At 64.0% G+C, this 22,599-nt stretch carries 30 protein-coding genes and 1 tRNA gene; 12 read left to right on the top strand and 19 right to left on the bottom strand.

Translation table 11 applies throughout. The features are described from left to right. Positions 1–71 precede the first annotated feature (71 nt). Both Q0030_RS09010 and Q0030_RS09005 read right to left on the bottom strand, forming a co-directional pair. On the bottom strand, positions 72–1,034 hold the full coding sequence (locus Q0030_RS09010) for a D-2-hydroxyacid dehydrogenase family protein (protein WP_298365570.1): 963 nt from the start codon (positions 1,032–1,034) through the stop codon (positions 72–74). Between the two features lie 117 nt (positions 1,035–1,151). Next, a complete protein-coding gene (locus tag Q0030_RS09005) occupies positions 1,152–1,403 on the bottom strand; it encodes a hypothetical protein (protein ID WP_298365568.1) in 252 nt (83 codons plus the stop codon). A 272-nt stretch (positions 1,404–1,675) separates the two neighbouring features. On the opposite strand from Q0030_RS09005, the gene ettA reads away from it, so the two are divergent. Next, positions 1,676–3,325: an energy-dependent translational throttle protein EttA gene (gene ettA, locus Q0030_RS09000; protein WP_298365566.1), complete on the top strand. Its 1,650-nt coding sequence runs from the start codon at positions 1,676–1,678 to the stop codon at positions 3,323–3,325. A 187-nt stretch (positions 3,326–3,512) separates the two neighbouring features. Next, on the top strand, positions 3,513–4,097 hold the full coding sequence (locus tag Q0030_RS08995; protein WP_298365564.1) for a TIGR00645 family protein: 585 nt from the start codon (positions 3,513–3,515) through the stop codon (positions 4,095–4,097). Between the two features lie 30 nt (positions 4,098–4,127). Here Q0030_RS08995 and Q0030_RS08990 read toward each other — a convergent pair whose 3' ends face one another. Then, complete coding sequence (locus tag Q0030_RS08990; RefSeq protein ID WP_298365562.1) at positions 4,128–5,219, bottom strand: toll/interleukin-1 receptor domain-containing protein; 1,092 nt, start codon at positions 5,217–5,219, stop codon at positions 4,128–4,130. Positions 5,220–5,462: 243 nt separating this feature from the next. Between Q0030_RS08990 and Q0030_RS08985 the strand changes: the two genes are divergently transcribed. Next, positions 5,463–6,695 (top strand): lytic murein transglycosylase, encoded by a 1,233-nt coding sequence (locus Q0030_RS08985; protein WP_298365559.1) that lies wholly within the window; start codon positions 5,463–5,465, stop codon positions 6,693–6,695. Positions 6,696–6,780: 85 nt separating this feature from the next. Here the strand turns inward: Q0030_RS08985 and Q0030_RS08980 are convergent, their stop codons facing one another. Together Q0030_RS08980 and Q0030_RS08975 are read right to left on the bottom strand one after the other, a co-directional pair. After that, positions 6,781–7,065, bottom strand: coding sequence for a hypothetical protein (locus Q0030_RS08980; RefSeq protein ID WP_298365557.1), 285 nt, complete (start codon positions 7,063–7,065; stop codon positions 6,781–6,783). Positions 7,066–7,302: 237 nt separating this feature from the next. Continuing rightward, positions 7,303–7,608 carry a hypothetical protein gene (locus tag Q0030_RS08975; RefSeq protein WP_050422015.1) on the bottom strand — a complete coding sequence of 102 codons (306 nt, stop codon included), beginning with the start codon at positions 7,606–7,608 and terminating at the stop codon, positions 7,303–7,305. Between the two features lie 384 nt (positions 7,609–7,992). On the opposite strand from Q0030_RS08975, the gene Q0030_RS08970 reads away from it, so the two are divergent. Both Q0030_RS08970 and bfr read left to right on the top strand, forming a co-directional pair. Next, complete coding sequence (locus Q0030_RS08970; protein WP_298365757.1) at positions 7,993–8,265, top strand: (2Fe-2S)-binding protein; 273 nt, start codon at positions 7,993–7,995, stop codon at positions 8,263–8,265. 228 nt (positions 8,266–8,493) lie between these two features. Next, entirely contained in the window at positions 8,494–8,982 is a 489-nt protein-coding gene (bfr, locus tag Q0030_RS08965) for a bacterioferritin (protein ID WP_029084046.1), read from the top strand. 98 nt (positions 8,983–9,080) lie between these two features. Here the strand turns inward: bfr and Q0030_RS08960 are convergent, their stop codons facing one another. The 5 genes from Q0030_RS08960 to Q0030_RS08940 form a co-directional block, all read right to left on the bottom strand. Continuing rightward, positions 9,081–9,494, bottom strand: a complete 414-nt coding sequence (locus Q0030_RS08960; protein WP_298365550.1) for a hypothetical protein — start codon at positions 9,492–9,494, stop codon at positions 9,081–9,083. Between the two features lie 159 nt (positions 9,495–9,653). Next, positions 9,654–10,007 (bottom strand): hypothetical protein, encoded by a 354-nt coding sequence (locus Q0030_RS08955; protein ID WP_092124596.1) that lies wholly within the window; start codon positions 10,005–10,007, stop codon positions 9,654–9,656. A gap of 158 nt (positions 10,008–10,165) precedes the next feature. After that, a complete protein-coding gene (locus tag Q0030_RS08950; RefSeq protein ID WP_298365547.1) occupies positions 10,166–10,513 on the bottom strand; it encodes an MmcQ/YjbR family DNA-binding protein in 348 nt (115 codons plus the stop codon). 17 nt (positions 10,514–10,530) lie between these two features. Then, a complete protein-coding gene (locus Q0030_RS08945; protein WP_298365545.1) occupies positions 10,531–11,592 on the bottom strand; it encodes an alpha/beta fold hydrolase in 1,062 nt (353 codons plus the stop codon). A 108-nt stretch (positions 11,593–11,700) separates the two neighbouring features. Further along, the gene (locus Q0030_RS08940) at positions 11,701–12,102 is read right to left on the bottom strand and encodes a nuclear transport factor 2 family protein (RefSeq protein WP_298365542.1); all 402 of its coding nucleotides are present in this window, start codon (positions 12,100–12,102) and stop codon (positions 11,701–11,703) included. A gap of 139 nt (positions 12,103–12,241) precedes the next feature. On the opposite strand from Q0030_RS08940, the gene Q0030_RS08935 reads away from it, so the two are divergent. Next, positions 12,242–12,931 carry a metalloregulator ArsR/SmtB family transcription factor gene (locus Q0030_RS08935; protein ID WP_298365540.1) on the top strand — a complete coding sequence of 230 codons (690 nt, stop codon included), beginning with the start codon at positions 12,242–12,244 and terminating at the stop codon, positions 12,929–12,931. A gap of 15 nt (positions 12,932–12,946) precedes the next feature. On the opposite strand, the gene Q0030_RS08930 is transcribed toward Q0030_RS08935, so the two are convergent. Then, positions 12,947–13,192 carry a DUF2188 domain-containing protein gene (locus Q0030_RS08930; protein ID WP_016840968.1) on the bottom strand — a complete coding sequence of 82 codons (246 nt, stop codon included), beginning with the start codon at positions 13,190–13,192 and terminating at the stop codon, positions 12,947–12,949. A gap of 119 nt (positions 13,193–13,311) precedes the next feature. Here Q0030_RS08930 and Q0030_RS08925 point away from each other — a divergent pair, with 119 nt between their 5' ends. Both Q0030_RS08925 and Q0030_RS08920 read left to right on the top strand, forming a co-directional pair. Continuing rightward, positions 13,312–13,578 (top strand): DUF2277 domain-containing protein, encoded by a 267-nt coding sequence (locus Q0030_RS08925; protein ID WP_298365536.1) that lies wholly within the window; start codon positions 13,312–13,314, stop codon positions 13,576–13,578. An 87-nt stretch (positions 13,579–13,665) separates the two neighbouring features. Beyond that, positions 13,666–13,893: a hypothetical protein gene (locus Q0030_RS08920; protein WP_298365533.1), complete on the top strand. Its 228-nt coding sequence runs from the start codon at positions 13,666–13,668 to the stop codon at positions 13,891–13,893. 56 nt (positions 13,894–13,949) lie between these two features. On the opposite strand, the gene Q0030_RS08915 is transcribed toward Q0030_RS08920, so the two are convergent. Beyond that, the gene (locus Q0030_RS08915; RefSeq protein WP_298365531.1) at positions 13,950–14,477 is read right to left on the bottom strand and encodes a collagen-like protein; all 528 of its coding nucleotides are present in this window, start codon (positions 14,475–14,477) and stop codon (positions 13,950–13,952) included. Between the two features lie 129 nt (positions 14,478–14,606). Between Q0030_RS08915 and Q0030_RS08910 the strand changes: the two genes are divergently transcribed. Then, positions 14,607–15,593, top strand: coding sequence for a hypothetical protein (locus tag Q0030_RS08910; protein ID WP_298365529.1), 987 nt, complete (start codon positions 14,607–14,609; stop codon positions 15,591–15,593). On the opposite strand, the gene Q0030_RS08905 is transcribed toward Q0030_RS08910, so the two are convergent. Both Q0030_RS08905 and Q0030_RS08900 read right to left on the bottom strand, forming a co-directional pair. Further along, positions 15,590–15,850: a helix-turn-helix domain-containing protein gene (locus Q0030_RS08905; RefSeq protein ID WP_021076090.1), complete on the bottom strand. Its 261-nt coding sequence runs from the start codon at positions 15,848–15,850 to the stop codon at positions 15,590–15,592. The two genes, Q0030_RS08910 and Q0030_RS08905, sit on opposite strands and share 4 nt — an antisense overlap. A gap of 169 nt (positions 15,851–16,019) precedes the next feature. Next, a complete protein-coding gene (locus Q0030_RS08900; protein ID WP_298365525.1) occupies positions 16,020–16,787 on the bottom strand; it encodes an SDR family oxidoreductase in 768 nt (255 codons plus the stop codon). Positions 16,788–16,911: 124 nt separating this feature from the next. Here Q0030_RS08900 and Q0030_RS08895 point away from each other — a divergent pair, with 124 nt between their 5' ends. Beyond that, entirely contained in the window at positions 16,912–17,385 is a 474-nt protein-coding gene (locus Q0030_RS08895) for a hypothetical protein (protein ID WP_298365522.1), read from the top strand. 85 nt (positions 17,386–17,470) lie between these two features. Here Q0030_RS08895 and Q0030_RS08890 read toward each other — a convergent pair whose 3' ends face one another. Beyond that, a complete protein-coding gene (locus tag Q0030_RS08890) occupies positions 17,471–17,725 on the bottom strand; it encodes a hypothetical protein (protein ID WP_298365520.1) in 255 nt (84 codons plus the stop codon). A 258-nt stretch (positions 17,726–17,983) separates the two neighbouring features. Here Q0030_RS08890 and Q0030_RS08885 point away from each other — a divergent pair, with 258 nt between their 5' ends. After that, the gene (locus tag Q0030_RS08885) at positions 17,984–18,424 is read left to right on the top strand and encodes a hypothetical protein (protein ID WP_298365518.1); all 441 of its coding nucleotides are present in this window, start codon (positions 17,984–17,986) and stop codon (positions 18,422–18,424) included. Positions 18,425–18,633: 209 nt separating this feature from the next. Here Q0030_RS08885 and Q0030_RS08880 read toward each other — a convergent pair whose 3' ends face one another. The 4 genes from Q0030_RS08880 to Q0030_RS08865 form a co-directional block, all read right to left on the bottom strand. Then, complete coding sequence (locus Q0030_RS08880; RefSeq protein ID WP_298365516.1) at positions 18,634–19,215, bottom strand: GDP-mannose pyrophosphatase; 582 nt, start codon at positions 19,213–19,215, stop codon at positions 18,634–18,636. A gap of 19 nt (positions 19,216–19,234) precedes the next feature. Further along, positions 19,235–19,675 carry a GNAT family acetyltransferase gene (locus tag Q0030_RS08875; protein WP_298365514.1) on the bottom strand — a complete coding sequence of 147 codons (441 nt, stop codon included), beginning with the start codon at positions 19,673–19,675 and terminating at the stop codon, positions 19,235–19,237. A 14-nt stretch (positions 19,676–19,689) separates the two neighbouring features. After that, positions 19,690–21,117, bottom strand: a complete 1,428-nt coding sequence (locus Q0030_RS08870; RefSeq protein ID WP_097672843.1) for an FAD-binding oxidoreductase — start codon at positions 21,115–21,117, stop codon at positions 19,690–19,692. Between the two features lie 112 nt (positions 21,118–21,229). Continuing rightward, on the bottom strand, positions 21,230–22,216 hold the full coding sequence (locus tag Q0030_RS08865; protein WP_298365509.1) for an L-threonylcarbamoyladenylate synthase: 987 nt from the start codon (positions 22,214–22,216) through the stop codon (positions 21,230–21,232). 79 nt (positions 22,217–22,295) lie between these two features. Between Q0030_RS08865 and Q0030_RS08860 the strand changes: the two genes are divergently transcribed. Beyond that, positions 22,296–22,372, top strand: a tRNA-Pro gene (locus Q0030_RS08860). Positions 22,373–22,599 lie beyond the last annotated feature (227 nt).

The raw sequence follows: 22,599 nt of genomic DNA, 5'->3' as shown, positions 1-22,599 counted from the left end.
ACTGGTAAACTGATCATTGAAAAAGGCGCGCGAACAGCGCGCCTTTTTTGTTTGCCGATCGATGCCAGATCTCAGGCCAGCCGCCGCGGCGGCTCGCTGCCTTTGGTGAAGGCGTCGATGCACGCGACCATCTGCTGATAGTGCGTCTGCAAGCTCTCGCGCGTCGCATAGCCGAGATGCGGCGTGATCACCACATTGTCGAGCTTGCGGAGTTGGTGATCGAGCGGTAGCGGCTCGACCGAGAACACGTCGATGCCGGCGCCGGCGATCCTCCTCTCGCGGAGCGCCGCAAGCAGGGCGTCTTCGTCGACGATCGGCCCGCGCGCGGTGTTGACGAGATAGGCCTTTGGCTTCATGCGGGCGAGATCGGCGGCGCCGACCAGTCCGCGTGAGCGCGGGCTCAGCACGACATGGATGGTGATGATGTCTGATGTCGCGAACAGTTCGTCCTTGCTGGCGTAGCCGACGCCGGCCTCTTTGCATTTCTCCGGCGTCAGGTTGGGGCTCCAGGCGATGACGTTCATGCCGAACGCCTTGGCCATGCCGGCGACTTTGCTGCCGAGCTTGCCGAGGCCGATGACGCCGAGCGTCTTGCCCTCGATCTCGGTGCCGGCAAAGCTCTGCCAGGCCTCCCCGGCGTGCATGCGCGCATTCTCGCGGCCGATGCCGCGGGTCAATTCCAGGATCAGGCCCATGGTCAGGGGCGCGGTGGGATCGCGGCTATACTGGGTGCCGCATAGCACCACGTTGCGCTGCTTGGCGGCCTCGATGTCGATTGCGGCGTTGCGCATGCCCGACGTGATCAGGAGCTTCAGTCTGGGCAACGCGTCGAGCAGGCTGCGCGGGAACGGCGTGCGCTCGCGCATCGCGCAGATGATCTCGAAGTCCTTCAGCTTGCTAGCTGCTTCCGCCTCGCTCGCAAACGGCTGGTCGAACACGGTGACCTCGACGCGGTCCTTGACCGCCGGCCAATCGGCCAGCGAAAGCGCGATGTCGAAATAGTCGTCGAGGATTGCACAGCGGAGCCGCGTCATCGGATAGGTCCATTCAGGGTGAAGCGACGGCGGAAAATCAACCGTCGGAGAACCCCGTCATGGTCGCGTGCAATCGGCAGGCGCGCAAGCGGCCGCGCTTTCACATAAGGGCGATTGTTACGCCGACCTGGATGGCTTGCGCGTCTTCGCGGTGCGGATATCGGCGAGCATCGATCGGACGGCCGGCGACAGCGCCATCTGCTTGGCACGGCAGGCCGGACCCGGGCCGCGCATATAGTGCAGTTCCGGCCGGTAGGGATGGAAAGCCTTGGCAACGAAAGCCCGCCAGAAGGCGCTGAATTCGGCGAACAGCGTCGCCTCGCGTTTGGTCGTCGGGCGCGAAAGAGGGGCTGAAATGATGGTAGCCATGATGTGGCCTCAACTGTTTTGGTCGCGGTTCTGCCGCGAAAATCGCCGTTTTCAGCGTTGAGAACGAGTTTTGGCCTGATTTATTAAAAGATAGTTTCAATTGTCGTGATTCGGCGCGCACATGGTGTCGAACCCGTAATCACCCGTGGTGAATGGACGGAACGTGGTGAACGGATGGAAAACGCACCCCTCGCGGTTGCGCTTTCGGGGGCCGGCCGTTACATCGGCGGCAGCAAAATTTCCACAAATCGGATCAATTCCAGGGACAGCGGATGGCTCGCCAGTTCATCTATTTCATGCAGGGTCTGACCAAGGCGTATCCGACCCGGAAGGTGCTCGATAACATCCATCTGAGCTTCTACCCGGACGCCAAGATCGGCGTGCTCGGCGTCAACGGCTCGGGCAAGTCGACGCTGCTCAAGATCATGGCGGGTCTCGACAAGGAGTATAACGGCGAGGCTTGGGTCGCCGAGGGCGCCCGCGTCGGCTACCTCGAGCAGGAGCCGCACCTCGATTCCGCACTCAACGTCCGTGAGAACGTCATGCTCGGCGTCGCCAAGCAGAAGGCGATCCTCGACCGCTACAACGAACTCGCCGTCAACTACTCGGACGAGACCGCCGACGAGATGACCAAGCTGCAGGACGAGATCGAGGCGCAGGGCCTGTGGGATCTCGATAGCAAGGTCGACCAGGCGATGGACGCGCTGCGCTGCCCGCCCGACGATGCCGATGTCACCAAGCTTTCGGGCGGTGAACGCCGCCGCGTCGCGCTGTGCCGCCTGCTGCTCGACCAGCCGGAATTGCTGCTGCTGGACGAACCGACCAACCATCTCGATGCCGAGTCCGTGTCATGGCTGGAAGGCCATCTGCGCAACTATCCCGGCGCGATCCTGATCGTGACCCACGATCGCTACTTCCTCGACAACGTCACGAGCTGGATCCTCGAGCTCGACCGCGGCCGCGGCATTCCCTATGAGGGCAACTACTCGTCCTGGCTGGTGCAGAAGCAGAAGCGGCTCGAGCAGGAGGGGCGCGAAGACGCCGCCCACCAGAAGACGCTGGCCCGCGAGCAGGAATGGGTGGCGTCCTCGCCGAAGGCGCGCCAGGCCAAGTCGAAGGCGCGCTACCAGCGCTATGAGGATCTGCTCAAGAAGGCGAGCGAGAAGCAGACCCAGACCGCGCAGATCATCATCCCGGTGGCCGAGCGGCTCGGCGCCAACGTCGTCGACTTCGAGGGCCTCAGCAAGGGTTTTGCCGATCGGCTTTTGATCGACGATCTCACCTTCAAGCTGCCGCCGGGCGGCATCGTTGGCGTGATCGGTGCGAACGGCGCCGGCAAGACCACGCTGTTCAAAATGATCACCAAGCAGGAGGAACCCGACAAGGGCGTCATCACGGTCGGCGAGACCGTGCATCTCGGCTACGTCGACCAGTCGCGCGACGCGCTCGAAGGCAACAAGACCGTGTGGGAGGAGATCTCCGGCGGCAACGAGCTGATCCTGCTCGGCAAGAAGGAAGTCAATTCACGCGGCTATTGTTCGGCGTTCAACTTCAAGGGCGCCGACCAGCAGAAGAAGGTCGGCGCGCTGTCGGGCGGTGAACGCAACCGCGTGCATCTCGCCAAGATGCTGAAGTCGGGCGCCAACGTGCTGCTGCTCGACGAACCGACCAACGACCTCGACGTCGACACGCTGCGTGCGCTGGAAGAGGCGCTGGAGGATTTTGCCGGTTGCGCCGTCATCATCAGCCATGATCGCTGGTTCCTCGACCGCATCGCGACCCACATCCTGGCCTTCGAGGGCGACAGCCATGTCGAATGGTTCGAGGGCAACTTCCAGGATTACGAAAAGGACAAGATGCGCCGGCTCGGCCAGGACAGCATCATTCCGCACCGCGTGAAGTACAAGAAGCTGACGCGGTGATCCAAGATATCGTCATGCCCGGCCTTGTGCCGGGCATGACGAGTGGATAGGGCAAGCATCACGATGCCCTTCATTGGCGGGATCATGACGGCATCGCGGCGCAATCTGCGGCCAGTTGTCGCTTTTCAAGTGCGCGGGATTGCGTAGATAGAGCGCTCCGCAATTTCAATTCCGCGAGCACTCCAACATGTCCGCTGTATCAGACGCGCGCGCCCCCCTGAAGGGCCGCTCGCTGCGTCCCGTTCCCATGCTGATCTTCGGATCGCGCTGGCTGCAATTGCCGCTCTATGTCGGCCTGATCATCGCCCAGGGCGTCTATGTCGTGCTGTTCCTCAAGGAACTGTGGCACCTGTTCGCCCATGCCTTCGATTTCAGCGAGCAGCAGATCATGCTGGCCGTTCTCGGCCTGATCGACGTCGTGATGATCTCGAACCTCTTGGTGATGGTGATCGTCGGCGGCTACGAGACCTTCGTCTCCCGCCTCAATCTGCAGGGACATCCGGATGAACCGGAATGGCTCAGCCACGTCAACGCCAGCGTGCTGAAGATCAAGCTGGCGATGGCGATCATCGGCATCTCCTCGATCCACCTGCTGCGCACCTTCATCGAGGCCGGCGCGCTGTCGTCAGGCAAGGGCAACTACACCGAGACCGGCGTGATGTGGCAGACCATCATCCACTGCGTCTTCATCCTGTCGGCGATCGGCATCGCCATCGTCGACAAGCTGTCGAACGACTCGATCGAGGGCGCCAAGCAGCAGGTTGGGCATTAGCCGGGATAACCGGCAACGCCCGGCGCGGCGTCACCGCGCCGCGCGCGAGCCAAACAACGCCGGCGCGGATCTGCCGAGCCATTCGGGGATCTGCGCTGCGCCGCGCGGAAATCCGCGGGCCAAGGCAAGGATGAACGCGCTCTGCCAGACGCCAAACAGCACCAGCCAGCCCAGCAAGGTCGGCAGCCTGACGATCGCACCGTAAATGGTTCCGGCCGCGATGGCTGCGATCCAGGTCACCACGACGCTGTCGATCCGCCTGAACGCGGGGTTGGTCAGGAGCACGCCGAGAATGGTGATCGCCCCGCCCACCGCGCCGCCGATGCCGCCGATCAGATAGCCCATCAACGGGTTGTTGCCGAGCGTCTCGGTGATCTGGGCCGGGCTCGCGGCATTGCCGTCGACCGGGACGGTCTTCGCGTACTGGCCGAGCGCCTGAAGCGTGACGGCGCTGGCATCATAGGCCGCGATCCATGCCGCCGTCGTGATTGCGACCACCAGCGCCAGCTGAAACCGGTCCTTGGCGCCGAACACGACATTGCAGGTGGCGATCGCCGCGCCGAATATTACCCCAGGCAGGATCGTGATCCCGCCCGCATCGGAGACGACGAACGAATATTGCAGGACGTTGAGCGCATAAGTCGCGATCAGGCTGCACATGACGGCGGACGCAAGCGCCAGCACGACGAAGGGCAAATTCGGCCGGCCGCCCGACTGCGCGCGCTCGGCCGCCAGCATGCGGTCCACCGCGGCCCGCGTCTCGGCGGCGGCACTGCCCTGCGGCTCCAGGATCGTGACCGCCTTGAGATAGGTCGGGACCTGGTCGAGCGGGGTCGGCGCCATCATCACCGGCAGCACGCGATTGCTCGGGTTCGGCCACCTGGCTCGGGCAAAGGCGAGCTCGCTCAAGGTGTAGCGTCCCTTGGTCACCGATTCCGGACTGATCAGGAACACCATAAAATCGCTGTTTTCGATGGCTTTTTCGACGCGCGCATCGAAGCTGTCGCCCGGCGGGAGATCGTCGTGCGAAAAGAAAACGTCATGGTCGCAATTGCGCAGGGACTGAGCGATGTTGTCAGCCTGCGATTCCAGTTCGGAGGGAAATGACAAAAATATGCGCATGGCAAAACTTACCACCCAGAATTGAATTCTGACATTGCCGAATCCACGTTGCAATGCCTGTTTCCGCTAGTGTGCTGAATGCGAAGTTCGTGCGATTTCGCGGCAGCCGCTTTCACGAACTTCGCATTCATAAAGCACACTAGAATCATAAGTTTGCTAGTGTCCTTATCGAATCCGAAGTTCGCTCCGAAGGTGCGGCGAATGATACGAACTTCGGATTCGGGACACTAGGTGAGATCGATCATGAAATGGCCAGCCACCATCGTCGCATGCGCGGTGCTGCTGTGTGCGCCGCTGCAACGGCCCGCATACGCCGCCGACGCCGCGTTCACCCAGTTCATCGCCTCGCTGTGGCCGGAAGCCAAGGCGGCCGGCGTGTCGCGCGAGACCTTCGATCGCGAGACACGCGGCCTCGAGCCCGACTACAAGCTGCCTGACCTGATCCTTCCCGGACGTCCGAAGACCGGCGCGCCGGCGCAGGCCGAGTTCGTGCAGGTGCCGGCCGACTACATCAAGGAGGCTTCGATCGCGCGGCTCGCCGCGGAGGGGCAGCGGCTGTTGCAGAAGTATCGTCCGTCGCTCGATGCGATCGAGAAGCGGTTCGGCGTTCCCCCCACCATCGTGCTGGCGATTTGGGGCCGCGAGACCGACTACGGCCGCTATTCGCTGCCCTACGACACGCTGCGTGTGGTGGCGACGCAGGCCTATGTCGGCCGCCGCAAGGATCAGTACCGCACCGAGTTCATCCTCGCGCTGAAGATCCTCGGCGAGGGCGCCGTGACGCGCAAGGAGCTGCGCTCGTCCTGGGCGGGAGCGACCGGCTACACCCAGTTCCTGCCGTCGGAGTATTACAAGCACGGCGTCGACCTCGACGGCGACGGCAAGGTGGACATCTGGCACTCGGTGCCGGACGCGCTCGCCTCCGCCGCGCAACAGCTCGTCAACAAGGGCTGGCAGCCCGGCGTGCGCTGGGCCTATGAGGTGCAGGCGCCGGCCAACGCCGATTGCACGATGGGCGTGCCCGAAGTGACCAAACCGATCAGCCAGTGGCTGCGGGCAGGCTTCGTGCCTGTGCGCGGCGCGAGGCTCAGCGCCACGGAGCAGGCGCAATCGGCCTCGCTGCTACAGCCTGAAGGCGTCTACGGTCCGGCGTTTCTGACCACGCCGAACTACTTCGTGATCAAGGAGTACAATTTCTCCGATCTCTACGTGCTGTTCGTCGGCCATCTCGCCGACCGCATGACGAGCCCGCAGCCATTCGCGACGCCATGGTCGGCGTCGAAGCAGCTGCGCTCCGCCGATGTGGAGGCGATGCAGCAGCAGCTGACGAAGATCGGTCTCTACAAGGACAAGCTCGACGGCAAGGCCGGGATGCAGACCCGCGCCGCGCTCGGCGCCTATCAGAAGCAGGCCGGGCTGAAGGTCGATTGCTGGCCGAGCGAGGCGGTGCTGCGCGCGATGAACGGGCAGCGCTGATCGCTAAGCCTGCCTGGTGGCGAAAAACAAAAACCCGGCCGCGAGGCCGGGTTTTCGAGGGTGATGCTGATAGCGTGTCGGTGGATCAGTCGCAAACCTGGATGCGACGGAAGCGCCAGCCGTAGCCGTCCCAGAAGCGCTCACGAACCCAGCGGCACGGAGCTTCTTCGACGTAAACCGGTGCCGGTGCAACATAGACCGGGGCCGGACGGGCGCCTGCGATCGCGCCGCCGAGCAGGGCGCCGCCGATCAGGCCACCGGCAACGCCGGCCGCGATGGCCCCGCCGTCACCAGCCTTGGCAGCCGGAGCAACCGCCAGCGAACCGGCAAGCGTGGTAACGGCGACAAGGGCAGCTAAAGTCTTCTTCATGTCTTTGGCTCTCCTGGAAGGTGATGGCGTCGTGGTTCGGCGCCGGGTTTTAGGTGACTCACACGCTGATCTCGAACTGCTGTCTTGCTAAACAGCGCAGAACAGTCAACCGAAAGTAAACGTCGGCAGGCTCATCGCGCAGAAAAGCGGTTTTTTCTGGCCTTCTACAGCAGACGTTCCGGAGAAACAGTCGGTTTTCCGGGACATCTGGTTCGAATTAATCGAGATGAACGGCGATCAATCGCAAACGCGCACTCGGCGAACACGCCAGGTGTAGCCGTCCCAGAACCGCTGGCGCTGCCAGAAGCAATCGGGACCGTAACCGGGCTCGGCGACATAGGCCGGACCGGGCGCGTAGTAGCCATAGCCCGGACCGTAATAGCCGTTCTGCGAAGCGATCGCGCCACCGACGATGGCGCCACCGATCAATCCCGCAGCGACGCCAGCCGCGACACCGCGTTGTGCCTGGGCGGGGGCGGGCACCGCCACAGCCGAAACCGCCAGAGTGGCGGCGGCGCAAAGCGCCAGCAATGTCTTCTTCATGACCTCACCTTTCTCACGGGAGCAGGGACAGCGTGCGTTGGCGATCTGTCTCGCCTGAGGGTTCCATATTCCGCTTGAATGATCAATGAACGACGCTGCCGTATTCGCGTCCAAATGCTTGCAGCTTTTGGCATATCTTGCAACGCACAAGCTCGTAGCCGCAGTGAACCGGTGCTTTTGGCGGTGGAAGCCGGGATTGGCCCGGTAGACCGGCCTGACGGGTTTCTCATTCCCGAAAGGCGGGGCCGGCCGATTTAGATTCATTCCAATATGAATCCCGCATCAGTTTGGAATTGCTACAAGAACGGCTTTTTCCTTTTGCATCCGGCCGGGGCCGACAATATCCATATTGGCGAGCATCACCCGTTGGACCCGCCTCCTCTGATGATTGTCTGTTCCTGTAACGTCCTCAGCGACCACGATGTCCGCAATGCCGTCAATGGCGGCGCGTCTGTCACTCGAAATGCCAAGCAGGTGTATGGCTGCCTCGGCTGTAGCGCCGAATGCGGCCGCTGCGCGCGCACCATCAAGGCGATCATCGACGAGGCGCTTGGCCCCTGCGCCAAGGCCTGCTGCTCCGGCTGCCCCCACAGCGGCCATCCGCACGCCGCCAACGAAGACGCCGAGCCGGCCGAATTCGCGCTCGCGGCCTGCTAGGCCATTTTCGGTTCTGATCGACGCAGAACCGAAGCGTTCCCGTTTCAATGCATTTTCTTCACGCGATCCGGCCGTCACGGCGCTGGAAACGCTCTGCCTCCGCCAAATCCCCTAAGTCCGGTTATCCACGCGCTGCTTCCGCGAAGGGTTGCTCTCTCCGGTAATCTGATTTAGAAGCGTTCTAAATTCAGTGCTGGCCGGTTTTGGCCGCGACAGGTGGAGTGGATCATGCAAGGCGACCCGAAGGTCATCGATTATCTGAACAAGGGGCTGCGCAGCGAACTGACCGCCATCAATCAGTACTGGTTGCACTACCGGATGCTCAACAATTGGGGCCTCCTGGAGATGGCCAAGGTCTGGCGCAAGGAGTCCATCGAGGAGATGGAGCACGCCGACAAATTCGTCGATCGCATCCTGTTCCTCGACGGCTTCCCGAACCTGCAGGTGCTCGATCCGCTGAAGATCGGCCAGGACGTCAAGGAGATCATCGAGTGTGACCTGGCCGCCGAGATCGGCGCCCGCACGCTCTATCAGGAGGCGGCGACCTACTGCCACGGCGTCAAGGACTATGTCAGCCGCGACCTGTTCGAGAAGCTGATGAAGGATGAGGAAGACCACATCGACTTCCTCGAGACCCAGCTCGACCTGATCAAGCGCATCGGTCTTGAGCTCTACACCCAGAAGCACGTCGGTCATCTGAAGGGCGAGGAGTCCTGATCGGCCGCTTCGCGCTCGGAAGAGTGGCTTTCAAAAATGCGAGAGGCCGTCCTTGCGGGCGGCCTCTTTCGTTTTCGCGATCCGGATCGAGTGATCGGTCAGTAGCAGCGGATGATGTTGATGGTGCGATCGCCGTCGCGGCCGGGCACCGTCACGCTCTCGGTGGGGCAGCTCGACACGTAGGGCCGATCCGACGGCACCACGGCCGGAGGATATCGATGCGCCCAATCCCAGGGCACGTCCTGGGTGTAGGTGTAGCGAACGTCGTTCGATGCCGGCGCCGGGACCTCGGCGGCGAAGGGAACGCCGGCGACGGCGTCCTCGTAATATCCGCTCGTCCCCGGCAACACGATGCCGGGCACCCGCGCATGATGACGGAAAGCCGGATGGTGCGCGGAAAATGTGCCGCGCGGCGCCGTTCCGGATCTCGCATAGGTCGCGGTCGAGGAAGCAAGCAGCAGTGCTGCAACGCCAAGGGACGCCATCAGCACCCCATATGTTCGATACGCCATCCTTCGAAAGCTCATGGCACGCACCAATCGATTACGGAGCATTGTGCAGACGCTAGGCCGCGCCTTAGGGCGCCCGCAAACTCATCCTTAATTATTGGTTAAAAAGTAAGGTTAACAGGAGGTATCTGTTTCAAATTGGCGCGACTGCGTGGCGGCGCCTCAGACAGCGTCCGCCGGAACGAAGCAGCTGATGATGATGTTGCCGCGGTGGTGCACGTACCACACCACGGCCTCACCGACCGGGTTGCCGCGATCGCGGATGATCGCGCGCTCCGGCACCATCATCCATTCGCCCTCGATCGGCACCCAATAGGCGCCGCCCCGAACGTCATAGCTCGTGCGATGGCCGTCGGAGATATCGCAGCACGGCACGCCGTTCGGCGCGATCACACTCTTGAACCAGGCGCGGATATCGGGCGGCACGTTGTCGTATTGGCCGTTGTCGAACGCCAGCGCTGCGCCCGCCGTCATGGCGAGCCACGCAAGCATCGCGCCATGCGTGAGCCTTCGCATCGCATCCCTCCGCGACAACCTTGTGCGTGACACGCGCGCATCGTCTCGCGCGCGAATCCGATGTTGGTGCAATTAGGCACGAACCGCGCACGAGATGCATGCCCAAAGAATCAGCGAGACAGCGCTGTTGTCCGTGATGCAGTGCGGGATCGTGATGCTCAGGCGGGTTTCTTCGCGCGTGCCTTCTTCGCGGGCTTTGCCGCGATATTGTCGCGGGCCATTGTGAGCGCGCTGCGTAGCGTCACCTGATCGGCTTTGGTGAGCCGGACATTGGTGCTGCCGCTCTTGCCCCAGCCGCCCGGCACCGGCCGGAAGATTTCCGGCTCGGCCTCGACCACGACAGCCTGCTGCTCCGGCGTCAGCTTCACCATGCCCCAATTCTTGTCGGGATAGCCGAGCGTTGCGAAGATGCGGTTGCCGATGCGAAAGTCGGCGGTGCCGTGATGCGCGCCTTGGGCGACCTCGGGCAGGCTCAACGCAATGCTCCGAAACCGATTGGCGGACATCGCTTCGATCCCGATCGCTACATCGTTCGTTGCGGCGCCGTCTGCAGCAGCTCCTGCAACTGCCTGGCATAGAATTTGGCATCGCCGGTCGTGAGGTGGCCGCGGGTCTCGCTGCTCGCCGGGATCAGATCAATCTTGCCGTTCTTGATCCGCTTCACCGCCGCCTCGGTGACGCCGGTCTCCGGCGGATTGCGCTCATCGTCGGCCGCGTTGATCGCAAGCAGGGTGGCTTCGATCTTCTCCATTCCCGCCGACGGATCGTAGTCGTGCGAGGCCTCCCATTGATAGATGTAATCATTGGCGTCTGCGGTGACCGGCAATGCCAGCTGGTCATCGACCATCTTGTCGGCCTGCGTCGCTGACGGCGCCAGCGTCTGATAGCCGAGCGTGCCGCCGGCGCTGGCGAAGCGATAGGCTGCGATGGCGTATTTCATCATCCGCGGCTGGCTCGTGTAGTTGCCGCCATTGTAATCGGGATCGTTGCGGATCGTTTCCAGCATCGTCCGCCGCAGGATCCAGTTGCGCGCCGCCACCGCAGTCGGTTGCGAAGCCATCGGCACCAGGGCGTCCATCATCTGCGGATAGCGCACGCCCCAGATCCAGGTGTGCATGCCGCCCATCGAATTGCCGATAACGAGCCGCAGATGCTTGATGCCGAGCCCTTCGGTGACCAGACGGTACTGCGCGTCGACCATGTCGTTGTAGTCGTATTTTGGAAAGCTCGTGCGCATCGCATCCGACGGCTTCGACGATTTGCCGTGGCCGATGCCGTCGGGGATGATGATGAAGTATTTCGTCGCGTCGAGCGGCTGGCCCGGGCCGAACAGCTGGCCGGCAAAGGTCGGCGTCAGCATACTGGCGGCCGAGCCGCCGGAGCCGTGCAGCACCAGCACCGGCTGCCCGGTCGGCGCGCCGACCGTGGTGTAGTGCAGCCGCAGTTCCGGCATCACCTCGCCGCTGTGAAACTTGAAGTCCTTCGCGACCCACTCGCCATCCTGCGGCGTGGGGTAATCTGCAGCCATGGCCGGTACCGACATCGAGACGAGGGCGGCCAGAAGCGCCGCGCACAAACGGATCATGGTGCTTCTCCCCACGCGCGGCACGTTTGTCCAGCCGCTTCGACGCAAGCCTAGCATGACGGGGAAGCGTTGTCCGAGAGCTGCGCCGCGCGGCTGGCGAAGCTGTGTTCAGCTCGCTCTTAGCACGTTCAGCGCGTACCATCCCCAATAGACACGGTGACGCTGGATCAGGCCGTCCTTGATCTCCATGACCTCGACGAGATCCATCTGGTCGCCGTCCGGAGACCGGCGCGGATATTCCCAGGTCAGAATTCGGCCGTCGCTGAAGAAACCCTGCTTGAAACGCCGTCGCTGCGGCGGGTTGGTGCGGAACACGCGCGTGATGAACTCGCGCAATGCGTCGCGGCCCTGGACGATCCCGTCTTTGGCCTGCATCAAATGCTGGACCAGCGGGCTTTCGATCGAGGCGTCTTGCGCATAGAGCGCCAGCGCTGCCTCGAGGTCCTTGTTGCCGAGGGCCTGGTCCCAGAGCCTGTAGATACGTTCCGCGTCGCCGCTGCCTTCTGTCATGATTGTTCCCTTGCGCTTTGTCTGATGGCGCCGATTTGAGCGGAAGAGGCCGTCGCAACGTTTCAGGAAAATCTGAAATGAGTTTCAGGGCGCGGCGAATGCGGCTAGGACGTTCTTGCGCGACCCGGAGGACGATGTAGTGAGATCATCCCAATCCGTGCAGACGGGATTTTCGCGGATCGCCGAGGCATTGGGCGATCCGGTGCGCGAGGCCATGGTCAGCGCGCTGGCCGACGGCAAGGCGCTGCCGGCCGGCGAGCTTGCCGCGGTGGCCGGCATTTCGCCGCAAGGCGCCAGTGCGCATCTGCAGAAGCTGGTGGATGCGCGCGTGCTGTCGGTGTGGGCACAGGGCAGGTTCAGATATTACCGGATCAGGGACGACGACGTCGCGGCGTTGATCGAGAACCTGGTCGATCTTGCGGCGAAAGCCACTGCCGGGCGCAAGCGGGCGATGCCCGCCGAGCAGCTCAGGCAATCGCGCACCTGCTACCATCATCTGGCGGGCCAGCTCGGCGTGCTGCTGTCGAATGCGCTGGTGCGCCGCCGCCTCGTCCTCATCGACGGCCGCGACGGTCGCGTGACCGAGCAGGGGCTGGCCTGGTGCCGTGCCGAAGAGATCGATTTCGATCCGGCACGGCAGCCGCATCTGCGGCTCTGCAATGACTGGACCGAGCGCGTGCCGCATCTCGCAGGTCCGTTCGCCAATGCGGTGCTGGCGCGGCTGGTCGCGATGCGCGGCGTTGCGCCGCATCGGATTCCGCGCGCGTTGCGGATCACCGACCGGGGGCGGGCGTTCTTCGATCGGCTCGGCGTGCAGGTTCCATTCTGAAGCCGCGAGACCGTGCTAGCGGCCGTCCTCGACCTCGGTCTCGGGACGGTCATTGCCGGAGGCGGTTTCGGTCAGCCATTTGCCGTCCGAGGTCTCGTACTGGATCGCCTCGGTGCGTCCGGGAACGCGCTGTTCGTTGGCGGCGCGCCGGGCGGCGGCAAGCGCCGCGGCATGAGTTGGAAACGGCTCCGAGAACACCCCGTTGACGGTATAGGCCCAGCCGCCATCGTGCTGGACGACCTTATAGATCACGTGGCTCATCCGGAACCTCGTTTGCGCCGTGGACGATGAGGCTGCCAGAATAGACCACGATGTCGTATTTTGCAGCAGCCGATCGTCTTTAAGACACGAGCCCCGAGGTGCGGGCGAGGGAGACCGACATGTGCCGCAATATCAAGACGCTGTTCAACTTCGAGCCGCCCGCCACCGAGGACGAAATCCACGCCTCGGCGCTGCAATTCGTGCGCAAACTGTCCGGCTTCAACAAGCCGTCGCAGGCCAATGAGGCCGCCTTCAACCTTGCCGTGACCGAGGTCTCGGACGCCGCGCGCAGGCTCCTGATCTCGTTGCAGACCACGGCGCCAGCGCGCGATCGCGAGATCGAGGCGGAGAAGGCGAGGGAGCGTTCGCGGCTGCGGTTCGGCTGAGGCGGGGCATTCCGTGATGCAGGTCACGGTAGGGCGCCTTGCCTCCGGGCATCATGGCCGTTCACCCCCGGTCCCGGAGCAAACGCCGTGAAGCCTGCCGCCCTGCTCATACTCTGTTCGATTGCGTTCGCCGTTCTCTGGACCTGCGGCATGCTGTCGTCGAGCGGCACGATCGACCTCGCCAACGTCATCATCCTGTCAGCCTGCGGGGCGTTCGCGGGTGTTGGCTGGTATTACGCGATGCGCTGGGTCTTCCAACTCATGCACCTCGCCCGGCCTTCCGACCCTCCGGCCAATTCGGGCACGGAGCGGTGAGCATCAAGCGCGACACGGATACAGCTGGCCGTGTCGCTGCGCGATGACAAGGAGGATTACTTCTTGTCCTTCTTGCGGTGCTTCTTCTTTTTCTTGTGATCGTCGTCCTCGTCGTCATCATCAGCGAAATCGATCGCGTCGACGTCAAGGGCGATCGCCTCGGCTGCCGCGCGCTCGGCTGCATCGCGTTCGGCGAGCTCTGCGGCTTCACGCTCCTTGGTGCGCTTGTAGTCTTCCCAGGCGTCGAAGATCATGTGCAGCCACGGCATCACCTGCTCGATCGATGGCAATTGGCCGGGCGGGCCGGCTTCGCCACGCGGGCCGGCCGGACCCTGCGGGCCCTGTGGACCAGATTCGCCGCGTGGACCCTGCACGCCAGCCTTGCCTTGCGCGCCCGGCTTGCCCTGGGGGCCAGCCTTTCCGACCACGCCAGCCTTGCCCTGCGGGCCCGGCTTGCCGCGCGCACCTTCCGGCCCCGGCCGCCCCGGATGTCCCTGCGGTCCGGGCTTTCCCGGCTCGCCCTGACGGCCCTGCGGCCCCTGCGCCCCTCGTGACCCCTGGCGGGAAACTGTCTCGTCAGCCACTGATATGCTCCGTCGCGATTTGAAGCCGCTTGTAACAGAGGTTGGAGGACGGCTTCAATTCTGCCTGCCGCCGCCGATGCAAGCGATCAACAGTCATAATTCCATGCGCATATGACAACGGAGGGCGTGTTGCGGGTTCTGGACGGCATGTACCGCGAAGCCGCGGGCGAACTGCAACGGCTCCACATCGTCGCGACGCGGCACGATGTGCTTGACGAAGCGGCTTTTCGCAGCACGGGTGTGCTCGAGCTCTATGAGGAGCTGTTCCCCGCGAGCGAGCGCGACAGCGCGGACGACATCGTGCGCTGGCTGTTGTCGGATGATGTCGGCGAGCGGCGTCACTTCAGCGTCGGCAGCCACGAGATGTCCTATCGTCTCGACTCGCGCTGCTTTATCCTGCGTGCCGGCGCCGGGCGCGCGGTCGGGCTCGGCTTCTTCACCTACGATCACGCAAGCGACCTGATCTTTTGCAACCATGTCGGCATCGGGAAGGCGTGGCGCGGCGGCGGCCTGGCGCGCGCGTTCTATCGCGAGACGGTCGCCATGCTCGATGCGCTGTTTCCGAACAATGTCGGCGTGGTGCTCGAGGTCGAGCCATTCGATCGCGATCGCATAGCCGCGATCATCGCCGATCTGGAGCGGACCGGCAGGCGGCAGCTCGCGGCGGATGAGCCGGACGAGATCCGCCGATTGCTGCGCGTAAGCTGGTACGACAAGCTCGACTATTCCGTGTTCTGCGACGCGCGCACGATGCGGCCACTCGCGTGCCGCTCGCCATGTCTTGATCCATCACTGCCGACGTCGGATCGGGCAAATGGAGAAGAAAGCTACTGGCTGATGTGGCAGGAGCGGGCCGGCGCGGCCTCTGCGGAGGTGTGCGCAGGTCAGCTCTGGCACAAGGCTGCCACCGCGATCTATGTCGAGATCCTCGCAAAATCCCTGGTCGCGGCGGATCCGATCGGCCGGCGCGGCTATTGGGACTATGCGACCGCACTGGTGGGCCAGACGCTGCAACGGACCGCGGTGGCAGACGTGCGTCTCGCACGCTGCCTCGGTGACGGGGCCAGCGCGTTGCTGTCGCGCTGGCGGCGTCTTGCGATCGAGCTGCCGATCTAGGCCGCGGCGTGCTCGCTGTGCGGCACGTCGATGCCGTCGGCCGAATATTCGCGGATCTTGTTCCGCAAGGTCCGGACCGACAATCCGAGCACGCGCGCGGCTCGGGTGCGGTTGCCGTCGCAGCGTGCGAGCGTCTGCAGCACCAGTTCGCGCTCGACTTCATCGACGGTCGCGCCGATCAGCAATGGGACGATTTCATTTGGAGCCAGCGACGGCAGCAGTGCTTCCGGCGACGGTACGGTGGACGCGTAAGACATGGACTCCTCCCGATCAACGCCCGCCTCGTCGATGAGGCGCAGACATCGAGAACCAACTACCCCGTAAACCAACGGTGTGCCGGTTTGGTTAACAATTCCCTAACGCGCCCCTAACTCCCTGCTTTGTAAGCAAAATACCCAGAAATCGCCACGATTGCGGTTCCATCCGTCACAGTGTCCGGTAGCCGCCGTCGACCATCACGATCGATCCCGAGACATAGGCCGAGAGGTCCGAGGCGAGGAAGATCGCGGGGCCGACGATGTCCTCGGGCTTGCCGGCGCGGCCGAGCGGGGTGTGGTCCATGAAGACTTTCGCGAGGTCGGGATTGGAGGCGCGCACCTTCTCGTTCAGCGGCGTCTCGATGAAGCCGGGACCGATCGCGTTGACGCGCACGCCGTCCTTGCCGAGCTCGGCGGCCAATGCCTTGGTGAAGCCGAGCACGCCGTGCTTGGAAGCGGTATAGGCCGGTGAGCTCGGGGTGCGCAGATGCACGAAGGACTGGATCGAACCGATATTGACGATGCGCCCCTTGTTCTTGCGCAGCGGCGCGAGGAAGGAGTGCGTCACGTTGAAGACGCCGGTGAGATTGATCGAGATGATGTCTTCCCAATCCTTGATCACGGCTTCGTCGGCGCCAAGCATGCCGTTGCGGCGCGCGATGCCGGCATTGTTGACCAGGATCGAGACAGGTCCGACCTTGTCGGCGATTTGCTTTGCCATCGCGATGCAGGCGTCGAGATTGGTCACGTCGAGCGCAAAGCTCTCCGCCTTGCCGCCGGCGTCCCGGATCTCCTTGGCCGCTTCCGCCGCCGCATCGCCGTTCATGTCGAGCAGCACCACGCGCGCACCCTCGCGGCCGTAGCCCGCGGCGATGGCACGCCCGATGCCCGAGCCTGCGCCGGTGATGACGGCGATGTGATTGTCGAGAAGGGCCATGGTGTTTCCTCGTTCTGATTTATGAGCGTTGCCGACAACACTATTCAAAACTGCACCAACCGAAACGCCAAGCCGCGTTTGCGCGTTGCTGTTATCCGGATTCGGATGACAGCACGGACCGATCATGGACCCGAATATCAGACACTGGAAAGGTGCGATCGAGCGCTTCTGCGCGGCGCCTGATCCCGACTATCGCGAAATGGCCAGGATGATCGCCGAGATCGCCGCCACCGACATCGATGACACGCTGCGGCATGCAGCCGCACAGTTGCTGCCGATCCTGCGCCAGGCGGCGCTGAAATCAGCCGACCGCCGCACCAGGTCGATGGCGCTGCGCCGTCTCGGCATCGTCAGCGATGCGCTGCACATGCTGTCCGCGCCGCAATTCGGCCGGCGTGGCTTGACGCCGAAGGCGCTGACGCAGGAAGAGCGCTACCGGCAATTGCTTGGCCTGCCGTTCGGCCGCCGCCTCGCCGCGACCGAGGTCCACCAGGCGTTCAAGCGCGCTGCCAAGACGGTGCATCCCGACGGCGGCGGCAACGGCCCGGCATTCCTCGAACTCGCCGCCGCGCGTGACGCGCTGATCAAGCATCACTGACGCGCGATCGCGTGCGGCCTGACAGCACGAGGGCGGACGCCGCGCCGTTGCCGCGGGTCCGCCCTGTGCGGGATCGGGGGGGAACTCAGAACGAGCAGGTGCCGTTATTGAGGAGGCCGGTCTTGTAGCTGAACGCGGCGTCGAAGGTCGGCAGCTCCTCGCTGACGACGGCGAAATTCGCCGGCCACGGCGTGGTCGGAATGCTCTGGTCCCAGATCTGGCAGAAGCCGGTGTCCTGCCAACGGATCAGATGATAGGGCGTGGCGCTGGCGGGGCTTGCCGCGGCAAGCACGGACACAGTGGCAGCCACGGCGGCACAGGCAATCGCAAGACGGCGCATGGGAAATCTCCGGTTTGAAAAGTGAATGCTCCGCAGGGAAATCCTGGAGCTCAGGGGCCGATCGCCCCGGACATGCAGTGAGTGTTGCAACCCCGGGAACAGGTTCAACACGGTTCGCGTGGACATTGCCTTCACCAACGGGCGCCTGCTGTGCCAAATTGCGCCTGACGACGCGCTTGCTACAGTCGGCGCATTGCGATTCGTGCCCGCGTCGCGACGTGAGCCAATCGACGTGAGTAAATCTTGGGGAGACCGCACATGAAACTTTCATCCACCCTTCGCGCCGCGCTGGTCGCACTGATGGCCTTCACCGGCCTCGCGTTCTCCACCGCCGCTCGGGCCGACAGCGGCTTCGTGACGCTCACGATCTACAAGGCCGGATGGTTCATCGGCGGCTCCGGCGGCAGCGGCGTGCTGACGTTCCGCGGCCGCTCCTATCGGCTCTCCACCGGCGGCCTCGACTACGGCCTGGTGTTCGGTGGCTCCAAGACCGTGCTGCGCGGCCGCGTCAGCAACATCAATCGTCCGTCCGACGTTGCCGGCGTCTACGGCGCGGCGGGTGCCGGGCTCGCCGTCGGCCGCGGTGCCCGCGCGATCGTGCTGACCAATCAGAAGGGCGCGGTGCTTGAATTGACCGGCCACCAGGTCGGCCTGATGGCCAACGCCGATCTGAGCGGGCTTGCGATCACGATGCAGTAGAGCATCATGGTGTGGAGCTGCACCAGTGCGCAGCTGCGCTACGCGCCGACCTCTCCCAAGGGAGAGGTGAAGCTCCGAGGCCGCTCCAATTCAAATTCATCTCATCATGCTTTAGTGACCCCATCGCTACTGTGCATGGGGTTGTTTTCGATGTTTTTGTCTAGCTAATCGCGCGAGCCGCCTCGGTCCAGGCCGGGACGGCGCGGCGTTCACTTGAACAGATGCAGCGCTGCGTATTGCAGCAGCATGATGGTCTTGCCGTCGACGATGCGGCCATCGCTGATCATGGCGAGCACGTCGTCGATCGCGAGCTCCAGCACCTCGATGTCCTCGCCCTCGTCGGCGAGCCCACCGCCATCGCTGACGCGCATCGCGGCGTCGTATTCGGCGACGAAGAAATGCAGCTTCTCGGTCACCGCGCCCGGCGTCATGAAGGCTTCGAACACCTTGCGCACATGGACGAGCCGGTAGCCAATCTCTTCCTCCGCCTCTGCACGGATGCGTGCTTCCGGCGCGGCGTCGTCGAGCATGCCGGCGGCGGCCTCGATCAGGAGATCATCATAGCCGTTGGCGAAAGCGGGATAGCGGAACTGGCGCACCAGCACCACGGTGCGGGTGTTCAGATTGTAGGGCAATAGCGCCGCGCCATTGCCGCGGTCATAGACCTCGCGCACCTGGGTCTGCCATTCGCCGTTGCTGCGGCGGTAGTCGAATGTCGCGCTCTTCAGCTCGTAGCGGCGCTTCGAAAGCAGCTGGACGTCCTTGACGCGGACGCGGTCGGCGATGCTCATGCGTCGATCCTTAATTCCGTCACGACGCCGCTTCGCGACCGTCGAGCCATTTGGCCAGCATCACCGAGGTCGATTCCTCATAGCCGAGCGATTGGTAGAACGCGCCGGCCTTGGCGTTCTCCCGTCGCACCAGCAATTGCAGCTTCGGCACACCGGCATTGCGCAGCCAGTCTTCGGCCGCCGCCATGATGGTGCGGCCGAGTCCCTCGCCCTGGCGGTTGGGATCGACGGCGACGTAATAGACCCAGCCGCGATGGCCGTCATGGCCGACCATCGTGGTTGCGACGATCGTGTCCGAGCTGCGGCCGACCAGCACGGCCGAGCTCGGTCCGCGCCGTGCCAGTGCGATGTCGGCAGCCGGATCATTCCACGGCCGGGTCAGGCCGCACGCCTGCCACAGCGCGACGACAGCGGCGACGTCGGCGTCGGTGATCTCTGCAATGGCGAGGGAGAGGGGCATTGTCGCTTGCACGGTTACAGCACTTTGCCCGGGTTCATGATGCCGAGCGGATCGAGCATCGCCTTGACCTGCCGCATCAGCTCGATCGCGACCTTGTCCTTGACGTCAGGGAGCTCGTCGCGCTTGAGCACGCCGATGCCGTGCTCGGCCGAGATCGAGCCGCCCATCCGCAGCACGATCTCGAACACCACGGCGTTGACGTCGTGCCAGCGTGCCAGGAAGTCGGCCGCGTTGGCACCGACCGGCTGGCTGACATTGTAGTGGATGTTACCGTCGCCGAGATGGCCGAACGGCACCGGCCGCGCGCCCGGGATCAGCTTCACGACCGCCGCATTGGCTTCCGCAATGAAGGCGGGCACCGCCGCGACCGGCACCGAGATGTCATGCTTGATCGAGCCGCCCTCCGGCTTCTGCGCCGCCGACATCTCGTCGCGCAGTTTCCAAAACGCCTGGCGCTGGCTCAGATTAGCGGCGATCACAGCGTCATCGACGATGCCGTCTTCCATGCCCTGGGCGAGGATCGCCTCCAGCGCATCGCGGGCATCGTCGCGCGACGACGACAATTCCATCAGCACGTACCAGGCGTGCTTGCTCTCCAGTGGATCGCGGATGTCGATGCCGTGGCGGATCGAGAAGTCGACCGCGATGTCGGCGAGCAGTTCGAAGCTCGTCAGGCTGCCTGCCGCCTCGTTGCGCGAGATCGACAGCAGCTTGAGAGCCGCCGCCGGCGACTTCAGGCCGACATAGGCGGTCTCGACCGCGCGCGGCTTCGGAAACAGCTTCAAGGTTGCGGCCGTGATGATGCCGAGCGTGCCTTCGGCGCCGATGAAGAGGTTGCGCAGGTCGTAGCCGGTGTTGTCCTTCTTCAGCTTGGACAAGGCGTTGAGCACGCGGCCATCCGCGAGCACGACCTCGACGCCGAGGGCCATCTCGCGCGCCACGCCATAGGCGAGCGCTCCGGTGCCGCCGGCATTGGTCGAGAGGTTGCCGCCGATGGTGCAGCTGCCTTCGGCGCCGAGCGACAGCGGAAACAGCCGATCGACGTCGGCTGCCTTCTGCTGCGCGATTTGCAGCACCACGCCGGCCTCGCAGGTCATGGTGTTGGATTCGACATCGATGTCGCGGATCTTGTCGAGGCGCCGCAGCGACACCACGACCTCGCCATTGTGCGGCGTCTGGCCGCCGACCAGGCCCGTATTGCCGCCCTGCGGCACCAGCGCGATCCTGTGCTCGCTCGCAAGCTTGCAGATCGCGGCGACTTCGGCGGTCGAGCCCGGGCGCAGCACCAGCGGCGAGCGGCCGTGAAACAGATCGCGCTCCTCGGTGACGTAAGGCTCGATGTCGGCGGCATCGGTCACGGCATATTTGTCGCCGACAATGGCGCGGAATTTTGCAAGCAATTCGGGCGGAAGCGGCGGCACCGCTGATTGGACGATGTTCATTTTTTCTTGGTCTTTCACTCAGTCGGGGATCTTTATTGAGGCATGACCTCTGCGCAAACGCCTCGCGTTTGTCGCGGGGAAAACCGGCTCGCACGTTTCCGGGTCATGCTTGTTACCGTCCAACCGCTGCGCGGCGCAGCCGGTCATTGATGGCTTCGCCGAGCCCGTCCTCGGGTATGGGCATCACTGCGATAGCATCCGCGTTTCTCGTGTCGAGCGTACGAAGGTAGCCGAACAGATTGGCGGCGGCTTCGGCGAGATCGCCGCGCTCGGACAGGTTCATCTCCACCGAGGCACATTCGCGCCGCACGACCTTGACCGGTCCGAACGACAGCAAGGCTTCGCCGACATGGACGTCGCTGGCATTGAGCCGCACCGGTGTCCGCGGCGCATAATGCGAGGCGAGCATGCCCGGGGCGATCGGCTGAGCGTCGCTTTCCGCATCGGGCGGCGGCGATTGCAGCGGATGGCCGAGCACGCGCTCGATCTCGGCGCGCGGCAGCCCGCCCGGCCGCAGCAGCACCGGATCGGAGAAGCAACCGACGATGGTGGATTCGACGCCGACCTCGACCGGGCCGCCGTCGACGATCATGTCAATCCGGCCCGCCAGATCGACGTTCACATGCTCGGCCGTGGTTGGTGAGACATGGCCGGAGAGATTGGCCGACGGCGCTACCACGGCACCGCCGAAGGCCTTGATGATGTCGCGCGCCACCTTGTGGGCCGGAATGCGTATCGCGACCGTATCGAGCCCGGCGGTTGCGAGTTCGGCGACCGGGCAGGAGAGCGCCTTCGGCAGCACCAGGGTCAGGGGACCGGGCCAGAATGCTTCCGCCAGGCGCAGGGCCTGCCCGTCGAACAGGGCGATCCGGCGCGCGGCGCCGAGATCGGCGACATGGGCGATCAGCGGATTGAAGGCCGGCCGGCCCTTGGCCTGGTAGAGCCGGGCGATCGCGGCGGCGTTGCCGGCGTCGGCGCCGAGGCCGTAAACCGTCTCGGTCGGAAACGCCACCAAGCCGCCCTCGGCCAGAACCCCGGCCGCGGTCGCCGTGGCGGCGGCGCCTGCGGGCAATACGTGCGTTTTCAGGCCTGTATCCACTGTGACTAGATTCCTCAATTGGGTGCCTTGTGGTCCCTTGCGGTCCTCGAAACCCGACGCTATAAGCCGGCCTCTTAGTCGGAGTGTGGCTCAGCCCGGTAGAGCACTGCGTTCGGGACGCAGGGGTCGCAGGTTCGAATCCTGCCACTCCGACCATCTTTCCAAGCACTTATAGTTTCTGTGTTTTTTGTGCGCAACGAAATGCGCATCGATTTCGGGCGCGGCAGCCATGTCCGTTGATTCGATTCGACCCCGCTCGGAACCTGACGCGCGACGATTGTTGGGCGCGAGGGTAAAGGCGCCTGACGTGATGTTGCTAGCACGTCACCAAGCACCAGAAGGCCTCCTGTCGGATCTGTCAGCCGATCCTAGCCGACATCAAA

Origin of the sequence: uncultured Bradyrhizobium sp., from assembly GCF_947648125.1 — a bacterium.
Classification (GTDB): Bacteria; Pseudomonadota; Alphaproteobacteria; order Rhizobiales; family Xanthobacteraceae; genus Bradyrhizobium.
The sequence above is the reverse complement of the archived record's forward strand: the minus strand, read 5'-3'. Positions and strand labels throughout refer to the sequence as shown.

Coding starts and splice junctions, on each gene's coding strand:
- Q0030_RS08940 (WP_298365542.1), bottom strand. CDS start 12,102: ATGACAGAAGGCAGCGGCGACGCGGAACGTATCTACAGGCTCTGGGAC.
- Q0030_RS08995 (WP_298365564.1), top strand. CDS start 3,513: ATGTCCGCTGTATCAGACGCGCGCGCCCCCCTGAAGGGCCGCTCGCTG.
- Q0030_RS08890 (WP_298365520.1), bottom strand. CDS start 17,725: ATGCGCCGTCTTGCGATTGCCTGTGCCGCCGTGGCTGCCACTGTGTCC.
- Q0030_RS08905 (WP_021076090.1), bottom strand. CDS start 15,850: ATGTCTTACGCGTCCACCGTACCGTCGCCGGAAGCACTGCTGCCGTCG.
- Q0030_RS08925 (WP_298365536.1), top strand. CDS start 13,312: ATGTGCCGCAATATCAAGACGCTGTTCAACTTCGAGCCGCCCGCCACC.
- Q0030_RS08875 (WP_298365514.1), bottom strand. CDS start 19,675: ATGCCCCTCTCCCTCGCCATTGCAGAGATCACCGACGCCGACGTCGCC.
- Q0030_RS08985 (WP_298365559.1), top strand. CDS start 5,463: ATGAAATGGCCAGCCACCATCGTCGCATGCGCGGTGCTGCTGTGTGCG.
- Q0030_RS09010 (WP_298365570.1), bottom strand. CDS start 1,034: ATGACGCGGCTCCGCTGTGCAATCCTCGACGACTATTTCGACATCGCG.
- Q0030_RS08975 (WP_050422015.1), bottom strand. CDS start 7,608: ATGAAGAAGACATTGCTGGCGCTTTGCGCCGCCGCCACTCTGGCGGTT.
- Q0030_RS08955 (WP_092124596.1), bottom strand. CDS start 10,007: ATGCGAAGGCTCACGCATGGCGCGATGCTTGCGTGGCTCGCCATGACG.
- Q0030_RS08870 (WP_097672843.1), bottom strand. CDS start 21,117: ATGAACATCGTCCAATCAGCGGTGCCGCCGCTTCCGCCCGAATTGCTT.
- Q0030_RS08990 (WP_298365562.1), bottom strand. CDS start 5,219: ATGCGCATATTTTTGTCATTTCCCTCCGAACTGGAATCGCAGGCTGAC.
- Q0030_RS08960 (WP_298365550.1), bottom strand. CDS start 9,494: ATGGCGTATCGAACATATGGGGTGCTGATGGCGTCCCTTGGCGTTGCA.
- bfr (WP_029084046.1), top strand. CDS start 8,494: ATGCAAGGCGACCCGAAGGTCATCGATTATCTGAACAAGGGGCTGCGC.
- Q0030_RS08880 (WP_298365516.1), bottom strand. CDS start 19,215: ATGAGCATCGCCGACCGCGTCCGCGTCAAGGACGTCCAGCTGCTTTCG.
- Q0030_RS08885 (WP_298365518.1), top strand. CDS start 17,984: ATGAAACTTTCATCCACCCTTCGCGCCGCGCTGGTCGCACTGATGGCC.
- Q0030_RS08980 (WP_298365557.1), bottom strand. CDS start 7,065: ATGAAGAAGACTTTAGCTGCCCTTGTCGCCGTTACCACGCTTGCCGGT.
- Q0030_RS08970 (WP_298365757.1), top strand. CDS start 7,993: ATGATTGTCTGTTCCTGTAACGTCCTCAGCGACCACGATGTCCGCAAT.
- Q0030_RS08950 (WP_298365547.1), bottom strand. CDS start 10,513: ATGTCCGCCAATCGGTTTCGGAGCATTGCGTTGAGCCTGCCCGAGGTC.
- Q0030_RS08930 (WP_016840968.1), bottom strand. CDS start 13,192: ATGAGCCACGTGATCTATAAGGTCGTCCAGCACGATGGCGGCTGGGCC.
- Q0030_RS08895 (WP_298365522.1), top strand. CDS start 16,912: ATGGACCCGAATATCAGACACTGGAAAGGTGCGATCGAGCGCTTCTGC.
- Q0030_RS09005 (WP_298365568.1), bottom strand. CDS start 1,403: ATGGCTACCATCATTTCAGCCCCTCTTTCGCGCCCGACGACCAAACGC.
- Q0030_RS08945 (WP_298365545.1), bottom strand. CDS start 11,592: ATGATCCGTTTGTGCGCGGCGCTTCTGGCCGCCCTCGTCTCGATGTCG.
- Q0030_RS08900 (WP_298365525.1), bottom strand. CDS start 16,787: ATGGCCCTTCTCGACAATCACATCGCCGTCATCACCGGCGCAGGCTCG.
- ettA (WP_298365566.1), top strand. CDS start 1,676: ATGGCTCGCCAGTTCATCTATTTCATGCAGGGTCTGACCAAGGCGTAT.